Below are 26925 nucleotides of genomic sequence, written 5' to 3' on the forward strand. Positions count from 1 at the left end.
AATTAATTATCGTTACTGTTCAATTGAGGAAAATCGAATGCGAATCACTAACCTGACTTTCTTGGCGTTCTACATCAATAGTGCCTTGGATACTGGTAAATATGGCGATATTAGCTTCAAACAAGTCGCAGACCATATTGAGGCAGGTACAATCTTTGACTTCCTGAGAACGCAACTAGTAGACGATATTGATCTCAGCACTTTCGACGATCCAAAACAAAAGGAATTAGTTGCTGAGTGGCAGGATATGGTCTCGGCTGTCAGTGCTCACCGGAAGTTTGGTATCGAGAATAACGGCCTTTGCCTATTAATGGCGTATCTGCTTGAGGGTATTCAGCGTCGTCAAGACAACAACCCGAAGAAGCTAACCTAATCTTGTAGGGTGCGTTAAACACTGTCAACGCACCACCCATATCATTTTTATAAACTGGCGCTCTTTGATGCGAAAAATCCAATTATAGAGGGATGTGTGATTAAATGTATGCAGGTTTAATATAATAAATAGAATGTTTTATGCGTCGAGATTCAATTTTTTACAAATTATTTCAACAATATCCGTCTCTGTTATTTGAACTATTGACAAATCCCCCGACAAATGCAGATGCTTACCGATTTGATTCGGTAGCTGTCAAAGAACCAAAATTTGAAATTGACGGGGTATTTTTACCACCAGAAACCGAGGGTGCGGGAGTCGTATATTTCTGCGAAGCGCAGTTTCAAAAAGATGAACTGCTTTATGAAAGGGTATTTGCTGAATCATTACTATATTTCTACCGCAACCGTGCCAGATTTAGCGATTGGCAAGCAGTAACAATTTATCCATCTCGCAATACCGAACAAAGTGATATTTATCCCCATCGTGGCTTGTTGAATAGTAACCAAGTACATCGAGTATATTTGGATGAATTGGGAGATATTCGGCAATTACCTCTATGGGTAGCAGTGATGGTACTAACTACTTTAGAAGAAAGTCAAGCACCAGAAGCAGCTAGGTATTTGTTAACAAGAACCAGTGAAGAAGTACCATCGCCATCAAGTCGCGCCATAATAGAGATGATCACGACGATAATGGTGTACAAGTTTGAACAACTGAGCCGCAGGGAGGTAGAATCTATGTTAGGAATAACGCTCAAAGAAACGAGAGTTTACCGAGAAATTAAAGAAGAAGGACGGGAAGAAGGACGGGAAGAAGGACGGGAAGAAGGCGTAGAACAAGCAACGGTTAATCTGGTTATCCGACAATTGACTAAGCGGTTTGGAGAACTATCTGGAGAAATACGCGCTGCAATTTCTGGTTTACCATTGCCTGTTCTGGAAGATTTGAGCGAAGCACTGTTAGATTTTACTAGCTTGGCTGATTTACAGGTTTGGTTAGCAGCCTTTCGGGATTAAAGCTAGGACTTACGCACCGTAGAAATTTACCCTCTTTATTAGGCTTTTTTGATGCGTTAGGGAACGCATCCTACCTGTAGGGTGCTGCCCAGCATGAATCATGATTTTTTCTGTTTGTTAAGTCCTAAAAGTATTGGTGATCAGATCGCATCAATTTTGTAGGATGCGTTAAACGCCGTTAACGCACCATCCAGATCATTTTTATAAAGTAGCGATCGCATCAGCCACTTTTTTAGAAATAAAAGGCAATATCTCTCGGCTCTTAGCCTGTGCTTTACCTTCTGTAAATACTATCAACAGATATGGGCGCTGATCTGGTATTTCAATATAAGCCGCATCATGGCGCACTTGGCTTGTCCAACCGGCTTTTGACCAGATTTGACTATTTTCAGGTAATCCACCCCCTAGAAAGCCTGCAACCTGGTCTTCTTCTACATCTTTGGGTAATTCATCAAGGTTGACACTACGTTTGAGTAAAGCCATCATGGATTGCGATCGCACGCTAGATACTGCTACACCACCGACAATGCTATGTAATAATCTAGCAGTTGCGTTGGTACTCAACATATTGCGATTGTCCAGCATCTCCCCATAAAAGGCTCGTTCCCTTCCATAGGGGCCATCACCCCAAGTTTTTTGACAGACGTTAATCGTCTCCATTTCTTCCCACCCCAAAGACTGGTAATAGCGGTTAACAATCTGACGCTGATATTTCCAAGTTTCAAAGGGGCCTGCTGGTAACTCTGGGCCGGAAGTAGTACCGCTGAGGATATCCACAACCAAGCTGGTAGCATCATTGCTAGAATCGATCATCATATCTCCCAAGGCACGCTCCAATTCCTTGGAAGTCTGCAACATACCTTTGTCTAGCCATTCGTTAACCGCCACCAAATAAAACAACTTGACTATACTTGCGGGGTAAATACGCTCCAAACCACGATAACTAAAACCACGAACGGGATGATTCCAAAAAGCATTGGGAGTAAGTGCGCCGCCAGTATTTACTAGTACTGGGGGATCGTAAACAATCCAAGTCAGAGCAATTTGGTTTCGGGCTAATGTGCCATAAGCTGACCAAGTTGCTTCTAAAATGCCATTACCGAGATTTTCGAGTTGTTCGTTCTTGCTGAAGAAAGCCATTCTCTTTCGTTATGTCCTTTAATCTAAAATCTAAAATCCCAAATTCCGAATCGGGTGAGTACCAGTGTCTTACTGACCTAAACTTATATGATTCTCCTGAATGTATACCTTTGGCAACTCAAGCTGCTACTGGGCGACATTTACGGCTAACATCAAATCATCAGGATTCAGCGGTTGAGGTGTATTTGTGTGAGGATGACTATCCAGGGTGGGTATCTGTTAACGATTTAGGTTTATTACAACCTGCTACTGTACCTTACGCAGCTCCCATTTGGTCTGAATCGGAAATTAAAAAACTGCTACCTAGGGCGATCGCATTTACTCAACAAGCGAGCCAACTATCAAATTATTACCTTTGGGGTGGGACTGTCGGGCCAAATTACGACTGTTCTGGGTTAATGCAAGCGGCTTTTGCCTCGATGGGTATTTGGTTACCGAGAGATGCCTATCAGCAAGAAAGCTTCACCCAACCAATTACCATAGGCGAATTACAACCAGGGGATCTAGTATTTTTTGGAACTCCCCAAAAAGCCACCCATGTAGGATTGTATTTGGCTGATGGTCACTATATCCATAGTTCTGGGAAAGATTACGGTCGCAATGGTATTGGGATTGATGTGCTTTCGGAACAGGGAGATAAGGTGAGTCAGTCATACTATCAGCAGCTGCGAGGTGCTGGCAGAGTTGTTAAGAGTTACGAACCACAGAGACGCTGAGGACGCAGAGGAATGATGAGGAGTGGGTTGATTTCTGAAAATGTGGCTGGGGAAAATGGAGCAATTTTTGTCAAGATCCCTGATGTTTCCGTGGTAGTGCCGGTGCGTGATGAGGTGGAAAGTTTGCCATTGTTGCTGGAGGCGATCGCTAATAGTGTCAATACCAGTGGGTTGAGTTATGAAATTATCTGTGTAGATGATGGTTCTACAGATGGTTCTGCCCAATTGCTCAAGGAACTAGCCCAAAGCCGTAATGATCTAAAAGCGGTGATCTTACGGAGAAATTACGGTCAAACGGCCGCTATGGCTGCGGGGTTTAATTATGCAACAGGGAAAGCGATCGTCACTTTAGATGCTGACCTCCAAAATGACCCCGCTGATATCCCCATGTTATTAGCCAAGTTAGAAGAAGGCTATGATTTGGTTAGTGGTTGGCGGCAAAATCGCCAAGATGGGGCTGTTAATCGCTTACTTCCTTCAAAAATTGCTAATTGGTTAATTCGCCGCACCACTAGCGTGCATATTCATGATTATGGCTGTTCCCTGAAAGCCTATCGTGCCGAACTGGTAGCAGATATGAATCTCTACGGGGAACTACATCGATTTTTACCCGCCTTAGCTTACATTGAAGGGGCGAGAATTACAGAAGTCCCCGTGCGCCATCACGCCCGCCGTTTCGGTCGTAGTAAGTATGGCATTTCCCGCACGTTCCGGGTGTTGATGGATTTGTTAACTATTTTGTTTATGAAAAAGTTCCTCACCCGCCCAATGCATGTTTTTGGACTGTTGGGCTTAATTTCAATGATTTCTGGGGTGGGAATAGGAATTTACTTGACTTTCCTCAAATTGGCTTTTGGTGCGATGATTGGCAATCGCCCTTTGCTAATTTTGGCGGTGCTGCTGCTGGTAACTGGAGTGCAGCTGTTTAGCTTCGGTCTTTTGGCAGAATTACTAATGCGTACTTACCATGAATCCCAAGGAAGACCTATCTATCGCGTGCGGGAGGTAATAGCACAAAACGTTAAGTAGGGTAACAAGATGGATCAAACACATCTAGCATTAAGTTGCATCTGTTGTGAAAGTTTTTCAAACTTTTGATCACCATCTGCGGCAGAATCTGCTGATTTTATTTACAGCAGCTTTATTATTCTGGTCTAGTATGGCCGCGTTGTTACCTACCTTACCCCTCTACATTGAGTCCGTGGGGGGGAGCAAACAAGAAATTGGCATGGTCATGGGCGGTTTCGCCATCGGACTCTTGCTGTTTCGCCCCATGTTGGGACGGTTAGCAGATCAACGTGGGCGCAAAATTATTTTGTTGATTGGTGCTATTGTGGCGACGATCGCACCCTTTGGCTATATGGCATTCAAATCAATTTCTCTCTTGATTTTAGTGCGGATCTTTCATGGTATTAGCGTCGCGGCTTTTACCACTGGCTACAGCGCTTTGGTAGCAGATTTAGCTCCTGGCAAAAGTCGTGGTGAAATCATTGGTTATATGAGTCTAGCGACTCCCATTGGTTTAGCAATTGGCCCTGCCTTGGGAGGTTATTTACTAGCTGCGGCTGGTGATAAACTCTTATTTTTGTTAGCCGCTGAATTGGCTTTTGTAGCCCTGTTGGGTATAGTCCAAATGACCAATACACCAGTACAGATAGAGATGAAAGCTGAAGGCAAGGATAGCCAATTTTGGCAACTTCTGATCAGCCCACGGGTAAGAGTGCCATCTGTGGTGATGTTGCTAGTTGGTTTTTCCGTGGGGACTGTGCATATTTTTGTATCTTTATTTATCAAATCAACTGGGGTGGATTTGAATGTTGGGTTATTTTTCACAGCTGCGGCCATCTCTAGTTTTGCGATCAGGGTGTTTGTTGGTCGGGTAAGCGATCGCCTTGGTCGTGGTTTGTTTATCACTTGCAGCATCATTGCTTACACTTTGGCATCATTAATACTATGGCAGGCAAACAGTCCGATCACTTTTTTGCTTGCGGCGATCGCTGAAGGGTCTGGAGGTGGGACGCTGATTTCCATGATTACAACGATGATGGCAGACCGCTCACTCCCCCAAGAACGGGGGCGAATTTTTGCTATCTCCATCGCTGGATTGGATCTTGGTATTGCGATCGCTGCTCCTGTTTTTGGTTCTGTCGCGGAACTTGTCGGCTACCGCAATATGTTCGGTTACGGTGCTATTTTAACTTTTGTGGCACTGCTGATATTTCTCACCCAGTCCAGCAAAGGCTTACTCAATTCCCTGCGCTTTTCCCTTGGTCGTGCTGACGATGCCTATGCCTTAAACAAATAAAAAATAGAGACATGATCAATGTGCTTTCACACTTATCATGTCTCTAATTAACGGGCGAGGAGGGATTCGAACCCCCGACACCGTGGTCCGTAGCCACGTGCTCTAGTCCACTGAGCTACACGCCCCTGTCCGAAACTTATAATAGCACTTCTTACCCAAATGACGCAAGAGAATTTTTCAACTAATTTTGCTGACCTCACTCATCTCGATGGCGAAGGAGAAGCGCAGATGGTGGATGTGTCTGGTAAAGCGCCCACCGTCCGTCAAGCAGTGGCCACAGCCCAAGTGCGAATGCTGCCAGCCACCTTTGCCGCCATTCAAGCCGGAAATGCCCCTAAAGGCGATGTATTGGCAACTGCCAGGTTAGCTGGGATTATGGCAGCCAAACAAACATCTAACTTGATTCCCCTGTGTCATCCCTTGCCGTTGCAGAAAATTACAGTCGAGGTGACAGCCGATCCCCAACTACCTGGTTATCAAATTTATGCCACAGTCAGAACTAAAGCCGAAACAGGGGTAGAGATGGAAGCTTTAACCGCCGTTTCTATTGCTGCTTTGACTCTGTACGATATGGCAAAAGCCTTAGAAAAGTCGATTCAAATTGAATCAATTCGTTTAGTTAGCAAAACTGGCGGGAAATCCGGAGATTATACCCCGCCAGAACTATAGTCTACTGTATCTCACCTAGAGCTTTGTTTAGCTCGGTAGGGCTTTCGTATTCTTCATCTTCTGGCAATTGCTCTAATAGTGAGATAATTTCCTTATCGGCTCCTTGCTTTCTAGCATGATTAATCAATTCTTCCTTATCAGCAGGATAGTCAACACCTTTCAAGTGTTTTTGGATTTCAACTGGGTTAGTTTTAGCCATTTTTATCTACCTCTTAAGGTTATTTATATCTTCACAAGTAGATGTATTTAACTCCTCTATCAAAAAGATGAAGTATTGTTAATATTTGAGAGCCAAAAGTCGTAAGCAAAAGGTATTCCGCTCGGTTGATGAAGTTTTAAAAACCTCTGATATATCGGATTTAGTTAATACTAGTTTTAAGAAGCTACTCAATTTAAAAAAAGAATTTTAATTCTCATACTTCTAAAAAATAAAATTTAAAATAGGAGAGATGTTCAACTTGGTTTGAATTAATAAATTAAAATCAGTTAACTAAAGTTGAGTAATTAGTCAGCAAAGGCAGGATAGCTACAGGTCTTTGGGTTTTTTGGGCAGAAAATTTATTCTGCTCAAGAGAACTACTAAGGTTGATTTGTACTGTCAACTGCATCTGGTAACAACTGACCCCAAAAACCTTAGAATAAGTAGGGTGTGTTAAAATCTGTAATGAATATTTATGCCTCCTCGTTGGCCTCGCAAACCCGATCGCAAAGATCCCGATTTCCGCAAGTTAGATGACCGGATGAATTTTGCCATTCATGTAGCGATCGCCGCTACGATTAATTCTGGGTTATGGTTTTTCCATATCTTGAAAGCAACTACCTGGGAGTGGTTGCCGTTGTTGACCCTAAGTTGGGTAGGAGTATTGTTAGTGCATCTGATTTATATTAGTGCGATCGCTAATTACTCCGAGACACCAACCAAATCCACCTAAAGAAGGACTACTGAGGCTGGGGCAATTGTAACCTGTGGGGGTAGTATCAGCCTGGCTAATTGAGCGATAATACTAAATAGCCTGAAAGTTTTTACTCTTTACGTAGGGTTATTTTATGGCCAAAACTAACACCACAGAACTACTGGAAGCCCTAGCATCTGAAATTGGCGAAAACGTCTATATAGACATTGCTAAGTGGCATCTTTATTTAGCTGATGCCAAACTGCACAATGTTGTTGCTGAACAATTGTATCCCTTAATTACTTCCAAAGCTGTCAATGAAGACCGAGTGCTGGAAATATTGGCATCAATTCCCGTCAAAATTGGCGGTGGCAGACGGGAACTTTCTTTAATCGATTTATTACCTCTGCAATGCCAAGTCAGCCTTGTAGATATTTTAGAAAAGTATCAGCGCGAAATATAAATTATGTTTTTACAACTCAAAGAAACCAACGATTTAGTGAAAATTCTTGATCTTCAGGAATTAATCGATCCAAATAGCGCTATCGTTCATGGACAAGACCAAGAAGGTGAAGAAGAACAAGACCCCGATTCTTTTAACAAAGAACATCTGGTCTTTCCTTCCGGTGAACGTCTACCTCGCTGTTGGTTAGATGCCAACTATCGAACAGCTAAAGCTTCTTAATTTGAAAATTGGGTAATGGGTAATCAGATTTCTTTAATTACCCATTGCCAAAACTTTCTAGGCTAACCCTCTTTCTCTTCAGAACTATTACTAAAGCTATTGTTTCAGCCACTATAGCCTCTTAATACTGCTGAAACTGCGGAAACTACCCTTTCCTTTCTGATCAACTAATAACTACCGCCTGATGAGAGGGGAAAACTCAGAATCAAGCGGCAATTAGCCATGATTAAAACCTACATTCCAGTTGATGATGCAGTTTTTTCTACTACTGTTGCTACTTCAGTTTCAGAACGGGGAAAAAATAGTTTAGTTATCCAGTAAGTCAGGATGTGAGAAAGTAATCCTAAAGGCCCAGCAAACAAGCAGAGGGAAAGAGAGTGAAATGTCCAAATACCTGTTTTTTGTCCTTCCCAATATATCCATCTACCGACAAATAAATCCATAACTAAAAAATGAATCCAGCCTGTAGCAGCGGCTGTTTCATTGCTAAAAAATCTCGCAATATCTGCTAATTGGGGGTTTGATAAAGCTTCGGCATTTTCTGGTGTAATGCTGCTGACAAACAAATACAGGTATGCTACAGATAAGACCACAAAAGGAAAATATGACTCCATTATCCGCCTTGTAACTTTCCAGTTTGGCAGAAAAATCATCAATGCCCAGAAGGGCAAAACGAAAATATTAGCAATGCTAAATAGTTGTGGGATATTCATATTACAAAGCCACAAGTTGTGATTCTATTTCTGAATATTTTAAATCACGACCGATGAAAACTAAGCGGGTTTGCCTTAATTCTTCTGGTTGCCAGGGGCGATCATAAAATTTATCAAATCGAGTCCCTACACCTTGCATAACTAGACGCATGGGTTTATTAGGAACGGCAACAAAGCCTTTGATTCTGTAAATCTCTTGTTGTTGTGCCAGTGTTTGCAGTTGCAGTTGCAGCTTTTCTGGGTCAAAGGTACGGTCTAAAATTAGGTGAGTTGAGGTAATCTCTTCGTCGTGATCATGATCTTCTTCGCTATCGTGATGACTGGGACGGCTATCTAAATTATCTTCAACTGCGGCTTCAAATCCTAATAATATTGATGCGTCTAATTTACCGCCATCACTGGCCACTATTTTTACAACTCTGGGTAGTTCTTGTTTAATAAATTCTTCAACTCGCCCTTGTGTCTCCCGATCTACTAAATCAGTTTTATTCAAAACTACTAAGTCTGCACAAGCAAGTTGGTCTTCAAACAATTCTTGTAATGGTGTTTCGTGTTCTAGACTATCATCTGCTTGCCGTTGGGCGGCTATTGCTTCTAAATCACTGGCAAAAGTTCCCGCAGCAACTGCGGCACAATCTACCACTGTAATCACTGCATCTACTGTAGCAGCATTGCGAATTTCCTGCCAGCGAAAAGCTTTAACTAGGGGTTTTGGTAAAGCTAAACCAGAGGTTTCAATGATAATACAGTCGATGCTGTCTCGTCGCTTAATTAATTCTAGCATCGTCGGGAAAAATTCTTCCTGTACGGTGCAGCATAAGCAGCCGTTAGTTAATTCAAATATATTACTCTCACCATCTTCGGGGCAAATTTGACAGGATTTTAACAATTCGCCATCAATACCGAGTTCACCAAATTCGTTGACTAAAACAGCAATGCGGCGTCCTTGGTTGTTTTGTAGTAAATGGCGAATTAGGCTAGTTTTACCACTGCCTAAGAAGCCTGTGATGACTGTAACGGGGATTTTTGTTGCCATGTTTTTGCCTGATTTTCTCAGTATATGAAGTTTTACTGGTTATAAACTTACCATACTGGAATTTAAGCTCGATTTTATCCCTTTTTCTGAATAGGGATGGCACCACGGACGCCGCAGGTATCAGCTTACCTAATTCTTAACTTGACATTTTAGGGTTTTGAAGCTGTTTGAAAATTGATTTAATGGCGGATAAAACTTTTTTCAGGCTATTAGGCATTTCTGCTCTATAATTTGACCATGGAGATTTTTTCAAATATGACCAATAAATTTCTTTGTCATTACTAATACACCAGCTATGCCAGGGTTTTAATGAGCCAATAAAGTGAATGATAACCGATTGCTCATTAACATTGGATGTACTCGTATATAGTTCAACTAATGAATTCCATTTTTTATCTAAATGCAGAACCTGTCCATCAATCACTTTGTTTAAAGCATCTTGATCCAAGAGTATTGCCATCTCAGGATAGTTGCGAAGAAAGTCAATACATTTTTTACCGACATTAATATTCCGCCAAGCTTCTAAGTTGATCAAAATTACACCAGCATTGAAATAGTAATCTCCATTAAGTCCGAGTCTTTGTTTTGAGCTTACAGCCTTGCCTTGACCACAATAGGCAGCAACTACATAATTTGATATGTCATAATTATATAATTCCCAAATTGAACCATTTACAACTAAGTCTGAGTCAAGATAGAGTACTTTATTGAGATAGTCTGGAAGAATATCAGGAGCTAACAATCTATAATATGAAGCAGTAGATACATGGTAGGATAGTTTTAAATCTTTAATTTGTTGATCATCTATTTCATAAATTAAAAATTCAACATTAGCTTTTTCCTTGAGTTGATCAATTTTTTGATTAAAGCTATGACTGTTCTTTTTTATGACTATATGAACTTTGCTGAGATGGTCAATGTTGTTTAATATCAGAGAGGTTACAGCTACACCAAAGTGTGGTTCGTATTTTTCATCAAAACAAAACAAAACTTCCACTGGTTTTTCCTTAATTTTTATATCTGATTTATATCTGAGTCTTTTGTACTAAGAATTTACTGCTAATCCAAGTACTATTATAACGGTAATCTAAGTGTCATTAATTATAGATAATCTGGATATGGAGTTGATTTTTTACGAATGGTCTCAAGTGATATTTTCCAAGAAAATGAGTGTAACTCAGGGCCTATCCAAAAATTAACCAAAAACGTTCTTTGACAATCTGTTAGATGACGAACTCAGCAATAATTTAAAGTTCCGACTATCAGATGGATGAAAGTTAGATAACTACTTAGCTATGTTACGTATTGCTAACGCTTGGATTGGTTCTAGACTGATCTTGGTTTTTGGATAGGCTCTGAGTCTGTTTACTTTGAGTGTTTTGAATAACCCTCTTAATTCTTGACTCAGGTTTTTTTACTCAGCAGTAGCCAGTTCTGTACTGCCGCGTGTGCGTCGTCGTGTTAGGGTGTTGAACAGCATCACACCAATGGCTTTGATTAAATTGCCTTCTAATTCCTGGAACATCTTCATGTTCACACCAAAGGCGGCATTTGCTTCTTCTACGATGCGATCGCCTGTAGCATCATCAATAGGCATTTCATCCAAGTTTTGCCGATATTGGGCTTTGAATGCCTTCTCATCGGTAATATCTGCAAACTCATAAAAGGCTGTACCTTCCCCATCGCCAAGTTTCATCGCTGTTTGGGCAATACCTTTGAGAATTTGTCCCCCAGATAAATCACCTAGATAACGAGTATAGGAATGGGCAATTAGTAATTCTGGGGCTGTATCGGATATTTCCCGGATGCGTTTTACATAAGCTTCCCCTGCGGCGGATAATTTGATTTGCTCCCGCCAGTTGTGTCCAAAGTAGTAATGTAAGTCTTGCTCTAAGGTATGCTTGCGGTTGAGTTCGGGAAAGTAAATTTTGCCAACAATCGGATGATTGCAGTGCTTTTCCATTTCTTCCTCCATCGCTGAGTAGATGAAATAGAAGTTAGCAACCAGTTTCCGGTAGGAGTTTTTCTCTACTACTCCTTTTAAAAAGCACTTGACAAAACCCACATTTTCTGCCATTGTGTGGGCTTTTTTGGTGCCTACACGTAATTTGGCGGCTAAATTGCTGCTCATACTAAATTTCTCAACTTTAAAATGTTAACTTCCAGAGCTTTGATTTACGAATGACTAAAAAAGCCATTAAAACGTTACATTAAAACTATTTGATGAGAATTAATATTAAAATTTCTTAAGTTTGCCTTCTTTGTACGGCTTTATACAGAAGCAATACAGTAATGCTAACCGTCATAACCCATACGCCCTAGCATAGCGGATCTAAAAAGAGAATATGAGGTTGCACGTCTGGGAATCTTTACATTAACAGTCTGAGGCTCAAGCAAATTTAATTTTTCCGAGTCTGGTTCTTTAACTTGACTTATTAATTTTCTGTGTAAAGAGACAAAATGTATTGCGGTCGTTTGTTCAAAGCGGTGAAGGGTGCCTGGGTTGGAAATGATGAACTCCAGAGGGTCATATATCTTACAACGGAGTTTAGATGCTGCTACTGCCCAACAAGTTTGTTCAATCCAAGCGTGGTGCTTGACAAATGCATCTTCATCTCTATATTTTTTGAGAAAATAATTGATGCGATCAAGGTCAAATTTTGAGGTATCAAAACAAATCAAACCTGCATTAATTTTGGCAGGAAGTTTTTCTGGCCCAATCGGCCACAAATGCCACGGACGCAAGGCGTAAGCCTCACGGCAATCTTCCATAAAAACAGCATCTGCTGCAAAATGTGAAATATTAAATAACCCACTAAAAGGTTTTAAAAAGAGAATGTCCGTATCGCAGTATGCCAATATGTCAGTCTCTAATAAAGTAATATCAAAAAGTTTTAGACCAAAAACGTGCTTTTGGCGATATTCCAAACATGCTTGATAATTGGCTAATTGAGGAATAATCAAAGAATCGGCTTCTTCTCTGGATATGACAGAGCAAGGCAAACTGGACTGAAGAGTTAAAATGTCTTCGGGGCGAAGAGAACCATCCTCATGGATAATAATGTGAATTTTTTCCCTACTCATTCTCACTAATGATCCTAGGCATTGAATGGCGAGATTGACTTGCCGACGGCCGAGAAGAGTTCGCACGTTAACTGTCGAGTTTGGTATGTCCAAATTGCACTCCCGTAATTTTTTAAGTAATTGACTGATAAACCTACTGAAACTGTTTGAGCCTGATGAATAAGTTCAGTAATGAACTTTATTAGTAGCTACCACAAATATTGAAATCGGACTGCTTATTGAGAATTTTTCAAGATGACTGAGAAGATGTTTAAAAAGTTATTAGTGATGTATGCAATACTTCTGCAATGGGGACTTAAAGAAATTCATTACCCCTTGGAAATCGGGGTTAAGTGGGATACTGCTACAACTTAGGTTCTATTGTACCCCTTATGTAAGGGTACAACTTTTTTTATAGGATGGGTTGAGGAAAGAAAGCCAACACTAGTAAATAGTTAATGGGTTTCGCTGCTGCTCTACCCATGCTACAGAAAATTAAATCTATGTTCCTGAGCATAAGGGGATTCAGTAGAACCAAAATATTGTCTTAACTAAGTATTTTTCCTTAAAAATTATTACACAAAAATTTTGCGTAGATAATTCTTATACAGAATCAATATCGAAAATTTATCTAAATTACATATTTACGTAAATTAGGTCTTTGAGTGCTTTATTCAAGAAAGCCCAGTTTCGGAATTGTTGAACAACTTGTAAAGTGTTATTCTCCAGTTTGATTGTGTGGAGTGTTTAAACCTATGGTCTTATCAATATCTCGGAATCAAGGTGGCATTGCTGGGGGTTCTGTGTCTGAATCTGAAGGAGTGGGAATAGGAATTGAGAGGAGTTTTGCCCTTAACTTAATATCCCTACCTAAAACTCCCTTATTTGGGACAGATGGCATTCGCGGACGAGTGGGAGAATTGCTGAGTGCGCCTTTAGTATTGCAAGTTGGTTTTTGGGCGGGGATGGTTTTGCGTTCCCATGCTGATCAAGTTGGGCCTGTCATCCTCGGACAAGATTCGAGAAATTCTGGCGATATGCTGGCGATGGCCTTGAGTGCAGGGTTAACTGCTGCGGGGTTAGAGGTTTGGTATTTGGGGTTATGTCCTACTCCCTGTGTTGCCTATCTCGCTAGCGTGACTAATGCTATCGGCGGGGTAATGATTTCAGCTTCTCACAACCCGCCAGAAGATAACGGCATTAAAATTTTTGGGGCGGATGGTGGGAAGTTACCTCAACTATTGCAGGCAGAAATTGAGGCGGGACTGCGTGGTAAGAGATCACCGACGGAGATCGTCAGTCATTGTGGGCGGCATTATTCGCGCCAAGAGTTAATTGGGCATTATAGGGAGGCGCTGCAAAAACCTTTACAAGGGGGCATCAATCTTCAGGGGATGAAGATTGTTTTAGATTTAGCTTGGGGGGCAGCAGTCGGGTTAGCACCTACAGTATTTACAGAAATGGGTGCAGAGGTGATTTGCTTGCATAACGAAGCGGATGGCGATCGCATTAATGTTAACTGCGGTTCTACTCACCTAGATATTCTGCAAACAACAGTTAAGCAACACAACGCTGATTTGGGGTTTGCCTTTGATGGCGATGCCGATCGCGTTTTAGCTGTGGATAATACTGGCAGGCAAGTCAACGGTGATTACATTCTTTACCTCTGGGGCTGCCATTTACAACAAAAGCAACAACTACCAGACAAGCTGATTGTTTCCACCGTCATGGCTAACTTAGGCTTTGAGAGGGCTTGGCAAAAGCTAGGGGGTAAATTAATTCGTACAGCAGTAGGGGATCAGTACGTACAGACAGAAATGTCTAGAACAGGGGCAATGTTAGGTGGCGAACAATCAGGTCACATCCTCTGCCCTCATTATGGAATTACCGGAGATGGGTTGTTAACAGCCTTGCATTTAGCCGCTTTGGTGAAAGAGGCTGGGGTTTCTCTAGGGCAGATGGTGGATCAAAGCTTTCAGACCTATCCGCAACTATTACACAATGTGCGAGTAGTAGATCGCGATCGCCGTTTAGGGTGGAAAGATTGCCAACCCTTAGTAATGGCGATCGCCAACGCCGAAGCCGCAATGGGTGATACTGGTAGAATTTTAGTCCGCGCCTCTGGCACAGAACCAGTAATCAGAGTTATGGTAGAAGCTGCCAATGCTGAACTTGCCAACCACTGGACAAATGAATTGGTGTCACAAGTCCAACAATATTTAGCCTAAAAGAGTCCTTCCTTCCTGAGTCAAGAGTGCTGAGTCAAGAGTAATCAGCGAGCATATTTTCTTCAGCCTTGGGAAAAATAGGTTAAACAATTTTGGATTTTAGATTTGCGATTTTGGATTGACTACACCCACTCTTGGGATGCAGCTTGAGGATTTTGGATTGACGATTTTAGATTTGTTCCGTCCAAAAGGGGCGGGGCTTGAACCGAAAAATAATCCAAAATCCAAAATCCAAAATCCAAAATCTAAAATTGGCACAGTCAATCCTTCTCTACCCATCCATTCAAACTAAATAGTTATCAGCTGACTTAAGACTCAAGAAGGAAGGTAGGACTGATTACACTTATGGCAAAAACCAAAAAATCCCCGCGCACAAAAAAGCAGACGCCAGCAACAATACCCACCCTTAGCCTCAAAGAACAGTTAGCCCAAAAGCGCAAAGCAACTCAAGCCCGTAAAGAACTCACTAGCTTACTCACCACCGCCTCCGCTGGCGGTTTCTTCTTGGGCATTCTACTTTTCTTCGCAGGTGGAATTAAACTGGCAATTCCCGGCGTAGTGGGAATCTTCGTTTTGTCTTTTTCCTACAAATACCCCCGCCAAGCCTTATTTGCTTTCATCATTTATGTGCCTATGGGGGGTACTATCATCTACTACTTGGGTAATAGTCCTATACTCCAATTGGCTAAAGATGCTTTTTATGTGCCAGCGATGATTGGCATTTGGCAAACTTGTCGCAAGCAGGGATTACCCTTTATTATTCCCCCAGCTATTAAAACTCCACTGTTGATTGTCTTCGGTTGCTGTCTCCTAACTTTAGTCTTTATTAATGGTGGACAGCAGTTCAACCCCCCTAACGCGGGACTCATGACAAAAGTAGCCAAAGAAGTCCCCCTAGGCATGGGAATTCTGGGATTAAAAGTATTTTTAGGCTACGTACCCCTGATTAGTTGTGCTTACTATCTCATTCGTAATAAGCAGGATTTTCTATTTTTATCGCGCCTCCAAGTTGTCCTGACGCTTCTCTGCTGTGTACTTGGATTTATCCAATATATGTTACTACTAACTGGTATATGTCAAGGCACGAGAGGTTTAGAAGGCAACGCCCTATTTGTCACATCACTAGAAGCTCGGTGTTATTTTGGGGGAGCGCTTTTATATAGTCCCGAAGAGGGAGTAATACGCCTACCAGGAACTTTTGTGGCTCCCTGGCAGTGGTCATGGTTTTTGATTTCTAGCACCTTTTTCACCTTTGCTACTGGCTTCTCAGATCCCTCGATAATTTGGCGGCTGGTCAGTTTAGCTTCGTTGGCATCAGTCTTTATCAATGCTGTTATCTCTGGACAGAGAATTGCCCTAGCATTAGTACCAACTTGCTTTGTACTTTTGCTACTGCTCACTGGTCAGATTGGTAACCTCAAACGGTTTATCCCCATCGGTGTGGGACTGGCGATAATTTTGGGAATTGCAATGGTGACTAATCCTACTGTTGTCCAAGAGAGGACAGATAGTTTTATCGGTCGTTGGGAAGCTTCACCACCGCAGGAGTTTATAGTCCAACAATTTAAGGAAAATTGGAAAAATGTAGATGGGCCCCTAGGAAGTGGCTTAGGTCGAGCAACTAACTCTGCCAGGGCGATGGGTTCAACCAAGCTCGTCGAAACTTACTACCCAAAAGTACTGTTTGAAGTGGGAATTGTGGGATTACTAACCTTTTTGGGGTTGGTCACCACCTTAACAGTTGTTGCTTTTAAGACATATCGCCAGATAAAAAACCGTAATTACCGCACTTACGGCGCGGCTGTGTGGGTGTTTATATTGTTTATTAGCTACAACACCTACTACTACCCCCTAGATGTAGATCCAGTGGCTGTCTATTATTGGTTTTTTGCTGGAGTTCTGTTCAAATTGCCATTACTGGATAAACAAGATCAAAAAGATGCAGTTTCTCAGCCACAAGCATCAAAAAAACGCTGATAATTAAAATTTTAAGACAGATAAAAGCGGCAGGGGTATACTGAAGTTGTTGACTACTCTCAGCGCTGAAGCGACTGAGATTCCAAGAATCACTTCTTAGAGTTTCTGTTTCATAGCACCAGCCTGAATAGATTTACTCTGTTCAAGTCTTACAGTCGCTCCACAGACATTCACCGCAAGCCCTGCGGCAAGAATATTTTTAGCAGCATTCACATCTCTATCGTGATGTGTACCGCACTTAGGGCAATCCCACTCTCTGATATTTAAAGGCAACTTATCAACGTTAATAAGTTATGGTTTAACCTAAAATAAAAATAATTATGAGTGATTATCCTTTAATTTCGGTGGTTATCCCGACTTATGAACGGGAGAAAGTATTGCGGGATAGCCTGATAGATGTGTTGAAGCAAGACTATCCAAATTTTGAAGTTTTGGTGGTAGATCAAACCCCAAAACACGAACCAGAAACTCAAGCTTATTTAAATGAGTTAGCAGCAGCCGGGAAAATTAAATTATTCCACTTAGATTGGGCTAGTTTGCCAGGGGCGCGGAATTATGCTGTGCGGCGGTCATCAGGTGAAGTTATATTGTTTATTGATGATGATGTGGAGCTAACCCCTAACTTTTTAGCAGCCCACGGGAAAAATTATGTACAAAACCCAGAGGTGGGGGCTGTTGCTGGTCGGGTATTTGACAGAATGAAGTTGGGTGATTCTGGTGGAGAATTGCAGATTGAATATCTACCTCCCCAGGCAATGGATCCAGGAATTGCTTGGTATCATATTGATTTGGTACATACGATTAAACCCCAGCAAGTGCTGACAGCAAGGGGCTGCAATATGTCTTTTCGCCGCGAAATTTTTACCAAGTATGGACTGAGATTTGATGAGAGGTTTGGCGGTAGTGCAGTGCGGGAAGAATCAGATTTTTGTTTGCGGCTGCGGCAGACGGGATATAAGATTTGGTATGACCCAGAGGCTTATTTGGTGCATTTAGGGGAAGAAATAGGAGGTTGTCATGATATTAGTATGCGATCGCTTCAATATCAACTCACTTTCTACCATAACCATTTCTTAATGGGGCTGAAAAACCTCACCGCTACCCAAGCTTTACGCCTATACGCCCGTTTATTTGATTGTCACGTCCTAGGGCATCCCCCTTGTAATAAAAGCGGTTCGCCGATCAAAATTCTCACTCGCGGCATTTTCTACACTTTAGGCTTTTTAAAAGCCTTGGGTACTGTCATCCAATCAATATGGAATGATGGACAAATTTACAGTAAATTGGATCAAAAAGCTTAAATTTTTGTCACCGCAGATCAACATATATTACTTATTAATTTCTGTTTATCTGTAGTCGAAGCGGGGAATTTTATAATTAGAAATAGCTATGAAAATTTTAGTTGCCAGTCACACATATATTGTAGACCTTAATTGTGAGAAATTACGCGCTTTATCTCAACTAGAATCTGGAATTGAGGTGACAGTCGTCGTGCCAAAGCGCTGGAGACCAGGCGGTGTACAAAACAAAATTATTGAAACTGAATACTGCGATGAAGGCAAATTTAAAATAGTTCCAGTTTCTAATTTTAGTCAAAATCATCAAGCCCTCCTCACATTTGGCGCTGATTTAATCTCTTTAATGCGACAGTTTCGCCCCCAAATCATTTATGTAGAGCAAGGATCTAGGGGTTTAGCTTATTCTCAGATGATTCTCTTAAATCAGCTATTAGGACTTAAAGCCAAAAATGTATTTTTTACTTGGTGGAATCTACCCTACAAACTAAAATTACCAGTTGCTCTCTTAGAAAAATATAACCTCAACCATAGCCACGGAATTATTAGCGGCAATCAGGATGGGGCTGAAATATTACAACAAAGAGGATATCAAGGGCCAATTAAAGTCATACCACAACTGGGCGTAGATGAAAGGCGATTTCTTCCTCAACCACAACCAGAATTAGCTGCTAAATTGGGCATTAACATAGGGGATTTTGTTGTCGGTTTTGTTGGGCGTTTTGTCCCAGAGAAGGGTTTGTTAACGCTTCTACAAGCTTTAGTAACTTTGCCTGATAAACCTTGGAAATTACTGCTGGTAGGACGGGGAGAGTTACGAGAGGAATTAATGAGAATAGCAGCAGAAAACAAGATTCAAGACAGGCTGATTTTTGTAGAAAGTGTTCCCCACGATCAAGTCGCTAACTATATTAATTTAATGAGTACTTTGGTATTGCCTTCAGAAACTACTTACAAGTTTAAAACCTTAACTGCTGTAGGGTGGAAAGAACAATTTGGCCATGTGTTAATTGAAGCAATGGCTTGCCAAGTGCCGGTGATTGGTTCCGACTCTGGTGAAATTCCCTATGTAATTGGTGAGGCTGGTTTAATCTTTCCTGAAGGTGACGCTAAAGCCTTAGCTAATTGTTTATTACAATTAATAAAACAACCAAATTTAGCCCAAACTATTGGTGCAATGGGTTATCAAAGAGCAATGGTTAAATATACAAATAAAGCTTTAGCAAAGCAGCAATTAGAGTTTTATCAAGAACTGGTTAGTAGTCATTAGTCAGTGGTAAATAATAACTGACAAAAAAATGAAAATCCTCCAAATTATTCCCTCGATTTCTTTGATTTATGGTGGGCCTAGTCAAATGGTACTAGGACTAGCTCCGGCGTTAGTAAGAGAGGGTGTAGAAGTTACAATTATCACAACTGATAGTAATGGTGATTCAGGACAGAAACCCTTGGATGTACCTTTAAATCATCCAGTAAAACAAAATGGCTATGAGATAATTTATTTCCGTTGTGCGCCATTTCGGCGTTATAAATTTTCCCTGGGTTTGCTACAGTGGTTAAAACTTCATGCTCATGAGTACGACATCGCGCATATTCATGCTCTATTCTCTCCGGTAAGTAGTGCCGCAGCGGCTGTATGCCGTCAACAAAAGCTACCTTACATTTTGCGTCCTTTGGGAACTCTTGATCCTGCTGATTTACGCAAAAAAAAGCTATTTAAGCAGCTTTATGTTGCTATTTTAGAACGTAGTAATTTAGCAGGTGCGGCAGCTATTCATTTTACTAGCGAACAAGAAGCCAAAGTTTCAGCACGGTTTGGAGTGTCTACGCGGGATTTGGTGATTCCTTTGGGTGTGATTCCCCCAGTTGAAGAAAGGGGGGAGGTGCGGAGTCAATTAGGTATTCCCGGTGATATACCTTTGGTGCTGTTTATGTCGCGAATCGACCCAAAAAAGGGGTTAAATTTGTTGATTCCGGCATTAGAGAGACTATTAGCGACAGGCTACAATTTTCACTTTGTTTTAGCTGGGACAAATCCCCAAGACCCAATTTATGAACAAAAAATTAAATCCCTAATAGAGAATTCACTGTTGCGATCGCACACTACAATTACTGGCTTTGTCAGGGGTGAACTCAAAGCTAGTTTAACCCAAGCTGCTGATTTATTTGTTTTGCCTTCATACTATGAAAACTTTGGAATTGCTGTCGCTGAAGCGATGGTAGCCGGAGTACCTGTGGTAATTTCTGACCAAGTGCATATTTGCCAGCAGGTGCTAGATAGTGAGTCTGGTTGGGTGGGGACAACGGATGTGCAATCACTTGTAGGGTTGCTGCAAAAAGCTTTAGAAAATCCTGATGAATGCCAGCGACGGGGATTAAATGCCCAAAAATATGCCTTGCAGCATTTTAGTTGGAGTGCGATCGCTCATCAAACAATCCAAGCCTACAATCAAATTATCGCTGGCGAAAAATAATTGGTGTCGAATTCCTAAATAACCCCCTAGTGGGAAGCAAGGTCTGGGATTATATATTTTCTTTCTGCCTAAATATTGTTCTCCAGATGAATAGAATTGAACGCTTTGTGGCAATAACTTAAAAAATATGCAATTTCTGGACAGATGTTTGATGATGAATTAGACCTAGCTTATGCAGTTATTGATGGGATAGATGACAGAGGAGAACGAAATAATTACCGTACAGAATTTTTCAAATTTAAGAATCATTCCTCTTCTTAAGATTGCTTTACACATTTTGGCTTTCCTCCGTCCACCGATGAAAATTTAAAATTTTGTTGCAAACTGCGTAAGTCCGATGGGGTAATAGGTGTTTTGTGTCATCATGGCAGAATAGAACACAGATGCTTTTCTAACTACAGGGAATCTTGCATGACTCTCCGTCTTGGTGATACAGTACCCAACTTTACGCAAGCCTCAACACACGGCAACATAAATTTTTACGAATGGGCAGGTGACAGCTGGGTAGTGCTGTTTTCTCACCCTGCTGACTTTACACCTGTTTGCACGACTGAATTAGGCACAGTTGCCAAACTGAAACCAGAATTTGACAAGCGCAACGTTAAAGCGATCGCACTCAGCGTTGATGATGTAGAATCCCACAAAGGATGGGTGGGAGATATCGAAGAAACCCAAAGCACCACTCTTAACTACCCAATTTTGGCAGATCCAGATCGCCTGGTTTCTGACCTTTACGACATGGTTCACCCCAACGCCAGCAACACTGTAACAGTGCGTTCGGTCTTCATCATTGACCCCAATAAAAAACTCCGACTCTCTTTCACCTACCCCCCCAGTACCGGACGCAACTTTGATGAAATTTTGCGGGTAATTGATTCACTGCAACTAACTGATAATTACAGTGTGGCTACACCAGCTGACTGGAAGGACGGGGAAGATTGCGTGATTGTCCCATCCCTCAAAGATCCTGAAGTACTGAAAGAAAAATTCCCCAAAGGTTATCAGGAAATCAAACCCTATCTGCGTATGACTCCTCAACCTAACAAGTAAATTCTGAAGATTATTCAGCACATCAGACGCAAAGACGCAAGGTTATATCTTGGTGTCTTTGCGTTTTTCCGTGAGATTGAAAAATGTAGTTCATATACCTAAAATTGGTTGTAAAAGCAAGCTGGTAGTCAGGACTTTAGTCCTTAAATTACTTCTTCAAATCCATAAATCGTTCAATACCAACAAAATTTTTATTTTACATTTAATTATGTCTACTTACTTAGCAGACAAAATTGTGTAAGCTTCATTCACTAACCGGATCTTCTCTTGCACTTGCTTTTGCAGTTGTGGCTGATTTACAAACAAATCTGGATGCCATTTTTTCACTAAAGTTCGATAAGCCTGTTTCACTTCAGCAAAAGAAGCACTCGGTTGTAATCCTAAAATGCTATAGGCGCGAGTAATTTTATCTTTTTCTACTTGGGTTTTAGGTTGGTTAGGCGGTTTATTGCTTTGATTTGGCTGCTGCTGCTTACCTGTTTGTGAACCTGGGGAACGCATTTCGGCTTTCATTCGCGCTATTTCCTGATCTAGTTCCCAATTGCGAAATTTCGCCTCTACCTCTTCAGGACGCGTTGAGGGAGGCGCTTTTGCTGGCGGTGGTGGTGGGGAAACTTGTTGACGCTGAGGTTCTACCTTTTTTTCGGTGTTTCTAGGAGTATTTTCCTGGGGTGGTGGGGAAACTTGTTGACGCGGAGGTTCTACCTTTTTTTCGGTGTTTCTAGGAGCATTTTCCTGGGGTGGTGGTGGGGGAACTTGTTGACGCTGAGGTTCTACCTTTTTATCAGAATGGGGAGCCGTATTTTCCTCTCTTTGCTTGTTTGGAGTATTATTTGTTGGGGAAGATGCAGTATTGGTGTTGCTAGATTTTGGTATTTCTCTATAAGGTTGATATTTTGCAGGTATATTTGCTTTTGCTAACTCTTGCAGCAATTGATTAAAACAATTTTGCAATTGTTGCACTTCTTCTCGCTTTTTGGCAATTTCTAGCAGTTCTTGACTTACTTTAAACTCAACTACTTTTGCCGCTTTCTGCTCATATTCAGCCAAGATAGATAATGCTTGAATGCTCAAGCGCGATAAATAATTTTCAGCCGCTGCTATACAAATTTTGGCAACCTGTTGATGATAAGATTCCTTGGCTGATTGTTCGTCTTGTTTTTGAATATTCTTATTTAACAAATAGGAAATACTACCAACGACAGCGGCTCCCACAGGCCCACCCAATAACCAACCAATACCACCACCTACTGCGATCGCACCTGGTTCGTTTAACTCATCAGTCGTGTTTGGCTTCGGGGGTAGGGTTAATTGTGGTTCATTGGGAAAAGGAATTAATAAGTCTTCCGGTCTTTCTTCCTGAAAAAATTCATAAGCTTGATATAGCCATTTAACCACAGCTAACTGCAACTGTGTCAGGTCTTTTTTTAAAGTGCCTATTTGCCAAGCTTTAAAATTATTTTCTGCCATCGCTACAGCCGCATCAGCTTGATATTTTGCTAGCAAATGGGGTAAAGATAGCCAATCTCGTAACTCGAAAATACTAGTATTAAAGCCTTGTTTTATGAGGTTAGCAGCTTTATGTTTAATTTCAATTTTAGCATTTTCTTTATCATCATAGGCTTTAATTTCAATAGAAGAATTGTAAATTTTAGCGATTAATGATGGTAGAATTTGCGATGCGATCGCCTGTACTCTTGGCAAGCGCACACCGCCAAGATTTTGTTGTAAACTCCCCACAAGATTCTGTAAAGCTGTTTCAAAAACTGCTAAACCGCTACTATTCGCCGCTGCAACATCACCTTTTAATCTTGCTCGTAAAGCAGGTAAAGCATCAACCCGATATAAATTACTAAAACCTGGAGGTAATTGTGCTCGAAAACTTTCTGCTACAAATAGCAGACGATTTTGGACTTGTTTTTGATCCTCTGGTTCAAGTAAATTAATAAAATTAGCCACAAAGATAACTGTTTTAATACCGCGATCTAATAGCCAATCTCGCAAGTTTTCCCGCTCCCCCAAAGTCATTAACTTGCGTGCATCTAGTAATTGCACAACTATATCTACACTTAAAAGGCGATCGCGCACTAATTGATCTTGTGCTTCCCTATCATTTGTCCCTGGTAAATCAACAAATTCTACACCCCTTTCTAAGAAAGGATGGGGACAAAAAACTTCCACAGATGTCACATCTTTTCGCATCTGCCTATTGCCATCAAGAATTGCAAATTTCTGTAAAATTTCTGTACCACTGCGGTAAATTTCTGTCCCATCTACTAACATGATGCGAGTGCGCAAATCTGTGCCATACTTAACAGTAATAGCTGCGCCTGTTGTCGGAATCAAATCTATTGGTAAAGTCCGATTTCCTAGCATGGCATTTAGCAAAGTTGACTTGCCATGATTAAAAGGGCCAAATACCGCAATCCGTAAGCTAGGACTAGTCAGATAATTGCAGATAGTCTTGATATCCTGATGCAGTTGCGATTTAGGCTCTAAATCTAGTAATACAGCCGCAGATTTCAGAGAATCTGCAAGCTCCTTGTAAACCTCATACTGTTGTGGCATAATTCCCTGTTTTATAGATTCCCATCACTCCTTCCCGCAAGAGAGAGCTACGGTTTACCCAAAAGTCCTCTAAAACCTCAAAGAGTCCTGACGCACATCCCTCTTCTGATGAAGGAGAGAACCAGGGTGAGGTTTTGTTTCCTCCGTTCGATAAACCATAAATTGCATTGAGAGAGACTTGTGTGTACACCCTAGGCAAGGGAGAGTCAAAGTAAGTTTCCCCCTCTCTGGAAGCGAAAGGGGGATAGAAGTGAGGTTGTTTATCAGCTATAGTAAGCTAATAAATTGCTATATGCTGCTTCAATTTTTTGCAATTGTTCAATTACATTTTCCTGCAAAGTTTTCAACCTTTTTAACTCACTCTCACGATTGATTTCCCGTGTGGCTTTCTGCTGAAGCAGATTATCTAATTCAGCTTTGCGAGAAGCAATATCATCATTAATTCGCTGACTCACTTCTTTTTCATAAGCGTCAAAACACTCTTTTACCGCCTTGTATACAATTGGAGATTGCTCATTTGCAACTTGCGGTAGATACTTTACTAATTCTTTTTTCGCAGTTTTCACTAACTCTTTACGCGCTTGATCTGCTTGCAAAAATCCCACTCCCAAGCCTAGCAGCGCCAATCCAATTGGCCCAAGAAAAACCCCTGTAACTGCCGTAATCATCCCACCAATACCAATTACAGTAAAATAGTTTAACAAGATATTTTTCCAATCAAATCCTGCACCTGCTAGCGCGACACCAGCCAAGTTACCACTAGACAAAGAAAACAATCCCATTGCCCATTTTGCCCATCCGGGAGAGTTATCATCTTCTATGGTGGTAGTATTGACTGTAACTTTTTGCCCAGTAAGCTTTTCGGTGATTTTGTCTGTTACTTGACTGTAAGATGCACCATATTTTGCCGCACTGCGAGATAGTTCCCGAAAAGCTACATCAATATCTTTTTCGGCGGTTAAAGTCCAGGCAGAAAGCTTATCAGTAATGTATTGCTCAAAGGCTTTTTGTAATGCAGCGTTAAATGCTTCTCGTTTGCCATTACTGAGAAAGTCAAACAAATTTAATTGTGGTTGATAGCGCAAAAAATCGCTTTCAAAGGTATCACCTAAGCTTAAAACATAGCGGCGGAATGATTCAGAAGTACTTCGTGCTTGGGTATCTCTAGTATTAATAATTTCTTTTTGGAATCCATCCCGGATAGTATTGAGTTTATTAAACTCTGGTTCTACAGAATCAATCCGTTTTTTTAACTCGTCAATATCTTGATCAAGTAATGGTAAGCGTCTGTCAATTGCTTCGCGGGTATGATTGCAGGCAAGTCTTGCCAAGGTTCTGACTTGACGCAGTTCGGCAATAGCTCTTTCTCTAGTAAGAAAAGTATTTAGCGCCCCCATGAACTGAGGAAAGCCAGTTCCCCCTAAGTCAGATTGGGGATTTTTTAACCGTCGCCTGAGCGCTTGAATTGACGAAAGCTCAAACACACGCTCATCATAAACATTCTGACCATCTACAGTACAATATTCTGCCAAATTCGCTTTAAATACTTGTCTTAATCTGTCTTCAGCCGCTGCTAATTCCTCTGAATCATCAGGATCAATTAACGATTCTCGCACCTGATCCCAAGCGTTGATTAAGAAGAAAACCGTCAAGCCTCGACCTTTGATATAATTTTCTAAATAACGACGCTCACCCAAGGTGCAAGGTTGGGAGGCTCGCATCACAAACAGAATTGCATGGCAATTATTTACATAACCTAAAGATAATTGGTTCCGCGCTTCTGTATCATTCAATCCTGGACTATCGACAATTTCAATTCCCTTTTCTAGCAGTGTTAATGGATACTGAACCACTGCATAATCAACATCGGGAAATGCTTGCTTTTGCTCTTGCTCTAGTTTTTTAGCTTCAGATGGGTCAATGGTATATTTATATTTAAAGCTTTGAAAATCTAGCTGTTGTGGATTTTTGCCATCATTAAAATGAATAGTGACCTTTTTTTCTGGGCCATAGCGTAAAACTGTCAATACTGCCGTACAGGGGTTAACATCACTTGGCAGCAAATTTTCTCCAATTAGGGCATTGAGAAACGTGCTTTTTCCTCGTTTCATATCGCCCAAAACTAAAAGGCGAAATACACCTTGGCTGAGGTTTTTACTAGCTACTGTAATATCTTCTACATCTCGTGATAAACTAAGTTTTCCCGATGAACTATCGCCAGCTAACTCAGCTTGATTAATTGTATTAGCAATTTTTGTCAAACAGATAGCAATCTCTGATTTGACTTGAGCAACACGCTCTAAATCATTGATAAATTTGTCAGTTCCGACTTGATAACTCATAGTGGTGATACTTTAATTAACGTTTATTTGCTTGGGATTGAAAAAATAGTTTGTAGGCTAACCAAACCAGAGCCGCGAACATCACAACTCCCACCACCTTTGAGGCTATTTGCACTGCAACTAATGTGGCAACAGCAAGACCAAAAAGTTTTGCACCGAGAATTGCTTTTTTCATCCACGGTTTTTGCAAATCTATCGGCTGATCCTTCACAGTTTTATGGAAAGGTGCAGTAGTATCTACATCATTGATATGAGTTTCTAGTTCCCGCAGTCGGTTTTCAACCCGGCGTTGAAGTTCTTGATTGTGTTCATCTTGAGATGTCATCGGTGTCCACCCTCTCTAGGACAGTGAAATAATATCAGCCTTCACTAGTCAATT

At 41.2% G+C, this 26925-nt stretch carries 26 protein-coding genes and 1 tRNA gene; 15 read left to right on the forward strand and 12 right to left on the reverse strand.

What is annotated here, in order from left to right:
• Positions 1-37 precede the first annotated feature (37 nt).
• Together H6G32_RS00585 and H6G32_RS00590 are read left to right on the forward strand one after the other, a co-directional pair.
• Complete coding sequence (locus H6G32_RS00585) at positions 38-373, forward strand: hypothetical protein (RefSeq protein ID WP_190453275.1); 336 nt, start codon at positions 38-40, stop codon at positions 371-373.
• Positions 374-513: 140 nt separating this feature from the next.
• Positions 514-1392: an Rpn family recombination-promoting nuclease/putative transposase gene (locus H6G32_RS00590; RefSeq protein WP_190453277.1), complete on the forward strand. Its 879-nt coding sequence runs from the start codon at positions 514-516 to the stop codon at positions 1390-1392.
• A gap of 201 nt (positions 1393-1593) precedes the next feature.
• On the opposite strand, the gene H6G32_RS00595 is transcribed toward H6G32_RS00590, so the two are convergent.
• Positions 1594-2532, reverse strand: a complete 939-nt coding sequence (locus H6G32_RS00595; RefSeq protein ID WP_190453279.1) for a serine hydrolase — start codon at positions 2530-2532, stop codon at positions 1594-1596.
• Between the two features lie 11 nt (positions 2533-2543).
• Here H6G32_RS00595 and H6G32_RS00600 point away from each other — a divergent pair, with 11 nt between their 5' ends.
• From H6G32_RS00600 to H6G32_RS00610, 3 genes are read left to right on the forward strand one after another with little or no spacing between them, the layout of a single operon-like run.
• Positions 2544-3248 carry a C40 family peptidase gene (locus H6G32_RS00600; protein ID WP_190453282.1) on the forward strand — a complete coding sequence of 235 codons (705 nt, stop codon included), beginning with the start codon at positions 2544-2546 and terminating at the stop codon, positions 3246-3248.
• Positions 3249-3263: 15 nt separating this feature from the next.
• Positions 3264-4277 (forward strand): glycosyltransferase family 2 protein, encoded by a 1014-nt coding sequence (locus H6G32_RS00605; RefSeq protein WP_190453496.1) that lies wholly within the window; start codon positions 3264-3266, stop codon positions 4275-4277.
• Between the two features lie 46 nt (positions 4278-4323).
• Positions 4324-5553, forward strand: coding sequence for an MFS transporter (locus H6G32_RS00610; protein WP_190453285.1), 1230 nt, complete (start codon positions 4324-4326; stop codon positions 5551-5553).
• A 51-nt stretch (positions 5554-5604) separates the two neighbouring features.
• Here the strand turns inward: H6G32_RS00610 and H6G32_RS00615 are convergent.
• A tRNA-Arg gene (locus H6G32_RS00615) sits at positions 5605-5678 on the reverse strand.
• 34 nt (positions 5679-5712) lie between these two features.
• Here H6G32_RS00615 and moaC point away from each other — a divergent pair.
• The gene (moaC, locus tag H6G32_RS00620; RefSeq protein ID WP_190453289.1) at positions 5713-6222 is read left to right on the forward strand and encodes a cyclic pyranopterin monophosphate synthase MoaC; all 510 of its coding nucleotides are present in this window, start codon (positions 5713-5715) and stop codon (positions 6220-6222) included.
• Between the two features lies 1 nt (position 6223).
• Here moaC and H6G32_RS00625 read toward each other — a convergent pair whose 3' ends face one another.
• Positions 6224-6421 carry a DUF2795 domain-containing protein gene (locus H6G32_RS00625; protein ID WP_190453292.1) on the reverse strand — a complete coding sequence of 66 codons (198 nt, stop codon included), beginning with the start codon at positions 6419-6421 and terminating at the stop codon, positions 6224-6226.
• A gap of 475 nt (positions 6422-6896) precedes the next feature.
• Between H6G32_RS00625 and H6G32_RS00630 the strand changes: the two genes are divergently transcribed.
• The 3 genes from H6G32_RS00630 to H6G32_RS00640 all read left to right on the forward strand — a co-directional run bounded on the left by H6G32_RS00630 (position 6897) and on the right by H6G32_RS00640 (position 7800).
• The gene (locus tag H6G32_RS00630) at positions 6897-7154 is read left to right on the forward strand and encodes a hypothetical protein (protein ID WP_190453296.1); all 258 of its coding nucleotides are present in this window, start codon (positions 6897-6899) and stop codon (positions 7152-7154) included.
• Between the two features lie 115 nt (positions 7155-7269).
• On the forward strand, positions 7270-7578 hold the full coding sequence (locus H6G32_RS00635; protein WP_190453299.1) for a DUF3181 family protein: 309 nt from the start codon (positions 7270-7272) through the stop codon (positions 7576-7578).
• A 3-nt stretch (positions 7579-7581) separates the two neighbouring features.
• Positions 7582-7800, forward strand: a complete 219-nt coding sequence (locus H6G32_RS00640) for an acetyltransferase (protein ID WP_190453303.1) — start codon at positions 7582-7584, stop codon at positions 7798-7800.
• 233 nt (positions 7801-8033) lie between these two features.
• Here the strand turns inward: H6G32_RS00640 and H6G32_RS00645 are convergent, their stop codons facing one another.
• The 5 genes from H6G32_RS00645 to H6G32_RS00665 all read right to left on the reverse strand — a co-directional run bounded on the left by H6G32_RS00645 (position 8034) and on the right by H6G32_RS00665 (position 12633).
• A complete protein-coding gene (locus H6G32_RS00645; protein ID WP_190453305.1) occupies positions 8034-8513 on the reverse strand; it encodes an ABA4-like family protein in 480 nt (159 codons plus the stop codon).
• A 1-nt stretch (position 8514) separates the two neighbouring features.
• A complete protein-coding gene (cobW, locus tag H6G32_RS00650; protein WP_190453308.1) occupies positions 8515-9549 on the reverse strand; it encodes a cobalamin biosynthesis protein CobW in 1035 nt (344 codons plus the stop codon).
• A gap of 136 nt (positions 9550-9685) precedes the next feature.
• The gene (locus tag H6G32_RS00655; RefSeq protein ID WP_190453311.1) at positions 9686-10546 is read right to left on the reverse strand and encodes a glycosyltransferase family 8 protein; all 861 of its coding nucleotides are present in this window, start codon (positions 10544-10546) and stop codon (positions 9686-9688) included.
• Positions 10547-10963: 417 nt separating this feature from the next.
• Positions 10964-11680 carry a biliverdin-producing heme oxygenase gene (locus H6G32_RS00660; RefSeq protein ID WP_190453314.1) on the reverse strand — a complete coding sequence of 239 codons (717 nt, stop codon included), beginning with the start codon at positions 11678-11680 and terminating at the stop codon, positions 10964-10966.
• Positions 11681-11844: 164 nt separating this feature from the next.
• On the reverse strand, positions 11845-12633 hold the full coding sequence (locus H6G32_RS00665; protein WP_190453316.1) for a hypothetical protein: 789 nt from the start codon (positions 12631-12633) through the stop codon (positions 11845-11847).
• A gap of 734 nt (positions 12634-13367) precedes the next feature.
• On the opposite strand from H6G32_RS00665, the gene glmM reads away from it, so the two are divergent.
• Complete coding sequence (gene glmM / locus H6G32_RS00670) at positions 13368-14840, forward strand: phosphoglucosamine mutase (protein WP_190453319.1); 1473 nt, start codon at positions 13368-13370, stop codon at positions 14838-14840.
• 345 nt (positions 14841-15185) lie between these two features.
• The gene (hpsL, locus tag H6G32_RS00675) at positions 15186-16817 is read left to right on the forward strand and encodes a hormogonium polysaccharide biosynthesis protein HpsL (protein ID WP_190453321.1); all 1632 of its coding nucleotides are present in this window, start codon (positions 15186-15188) and stop codon (positions 16815-16817) included.
• A gap of 96 nt (positions 16818-16913) precedes the next feature.
• Here the strand turns inward: hpsL and H6G32_RS00680 are convergent, their stop codons facing one another.
• On the reverse strand, positions 16914-17090 hold the full coding sequence (locus H6G32_RS00680) for a zinc ribbon domain-containing protein (protein ID WP_375539781.1): 177 nt from the start codon (positions 17088-17090) through the stop codon (positions 16914-16916).
• A gap of 47 nt (positions 17091-17137) precedes the next feature.
• On the opposite strand from H6G32_RS00680, the gene hpsN reads away from it, so the two are divergent.
• The 4 genes from hpsN (at position 17138) to H6G32_RS00700 (ending at position 21636) form a co-directional block, all read left to right on the forward strand.
• On the forward strand, positions 17138-18118 hold the full coding sequence (hpsN, locus tag H6G32_RS00685) for a hormogonium polysaccharide biosynthesis glycosyltransferase HpsN (protein ID WP_190453323.1): 981 nt from the start codon (positions 17138-17140) through the stop codon (positions 18116-18118).
• Positions 18119-18206: 88 nt separating this feature from the next.
• Complete coding sequence (hpsO, locus tag H6G32_RS00690) at positions 18207-19382, forward strand: hormogonium polysaccharide biosynthesis glycosyltransferase HpsO (RefSeq protein ID WP_190453325.1); 1176 nt, start codon at positions 18207-18209, stop codon at positions 19380-19382.
• A gap of 28 nt (positions 19383-19410) precedes the next feature.
• On the forward strand, positions 19411-20586 hold the full coding sequence (gene hpsP / locus H6G32_RS00695) for a hormogonium polysaccharide biosynthesis glycosyltransferase HpsP (protein WP_190453327.1): 1176 nt from the start codon (positions 19411-19413) through the stop codon (positions 20584-20586).
• A 411-nt stretch (positions 20587-20997) separates the two neighbouring features.
• On the forward strand, positions 20998-21636 hold the full coding sequence (locus H6G32_RS00700; RefSeq protein ID WP_190453329.1) for a peroxiredoxin: 639 nt from the start codon (positions 20998-21000) through the stop codon (positions 21634-21636).
• Between the two features lie 216 nt (positions 21637-21852).
• Here H6G32_RS00700 and H6G32_RS00705 read toward each other — a convergent pair whose 3' ends face one another.
• The 3 genes from H6G32_RS00705 to H6G32_RS00715 form a co-directional block, all read right to left on the reverse strand.
• A complete protein-coding gene (locus H6G32_RS00705) occupies positions 21853-24204 on the reverse strand; it encodes a dynamin family protein (RefSeq protein ID WP_190453331.1) in 2352 nt (783 codons plus the stop codon).
• 263 nt (positions 24205-24467) lie between these two features.
• Positions 24468-26546 carry a dynamin family protein gene (locus H6G32_RS00710; protein WP_190453333.1) on the reverse strand — a complete coding sequence of 693 codons (2079 nt, stop codon included), beginning with the start codon at positions 26544-26546 and terminating at the stop codon, positions 24468-24470.
• A 16-nt stretch (positions 26547-26562) separates the two neighbouring features.
• Complete coding sequence (locus H6G32_RS00715) at positions 26563-26871, reverse strand: hypothetical protein (protein WP_190453335.1); 309 nt, start codon at positions 26869-26871, stop codon at positions 26563-26565.
• Positions 26872-26925 lie beyond the last annotated feature (54 nt).

This window comes from Cylindrospermum sp. FACHB-282, assembly GCF_014697195.1.
Classification (GTDB): Bacteria; Cyanobacteriota; Cyanobacteriia; order Cyanobacteriales; family Nostocaceae; genus Cylindrospermum.